The sequence below is a fragment of the Polaromonas sp. P1_G4 genome (genome assembly GCF_056405475.1).
In genome coordinates this window covers 1-777 of sequence record NZ_JBFUCA010000974.1, presented here as the reverse complement: position 1 = coordinate 777, position 777 = coordinate 1, and the positions used below count along the sequence as shown (strand labels likewise).

Sequence of the window (777 nt, the reverse complement as noted above, 5' to 3'; positions counted from 1 at the left end):
GTAAATACTATTGCATGAGAAATCCGTATGCGCTACATTGAATTTAATATGTAGTGAATGCAACATGTAAATTAAGTGGGCACTACATTGGTGAATTAGCCCCAGGATGGTGAAGGCGGCAGAAGGACGAGCACGATGACTGAACATACAAAGACGGACGGCCTGCCAGGTATGGATGCCTTGACGTTTCCGCAAGTTTTGGAAAAGGCCCGGCCGCGAAACGAGCGAATGAACAGCGAGAAAATCGAGTGCAATGCCTGCCCGGTTCTATGCCAGATTTCTGAGGGCCGCAGCGGAGCCTGCGATCGCTATGCCAACCACGGTGGAACGCTTGTTAGGGTCGACCCAGTGTTGCTGTTGCGCCGTACGCTGTCGGGCGAGGGCGCGCATATTGTGCCGTTTGCGGCGCGCGCAGATGCCGGACTTTCCGCGCCGGAAGATCTGCCCGGTGGCACGGATGACGCATCAACGGTTTCATGGAGCGGCGATCTTCTACTGGCTGATGAAGTGTTTGTCACGGGTGTGGGCTCATCAACAACCTATCCCGACTACAAGCCGGCACCATTCATCGTTTCATCGAAAGCGGCCGGTGTTGATCTGGTCACTGTGGTCACGGAAGGAATTTTCAGCTATTGCAGCTTCAAGGTAAAAATTGACACTGACCGCTTCCTGGGTGCCGAGCAGGCCAATGTGCGCTGCAAGGGAGAGGTAATCGGGCATGTGACGACGGCCGAGTATGGCTCGCAGATGTTGTCCCTGGGTGGTGTGCATCACCTG

General features: G+C 54.7%; 1 pseudogene. It reads left to right on the top strand.

Features of this window, described 5'->3' with window-relative positions:
- Positions 1 to 135: 135 nt before the first annotated feature.
- A pseudogene (locus AC1D1X_RS24825) lies at positions 136 to 777 on the top strand (6-hydroxynicotinate reductase); the annotation flags it as partial.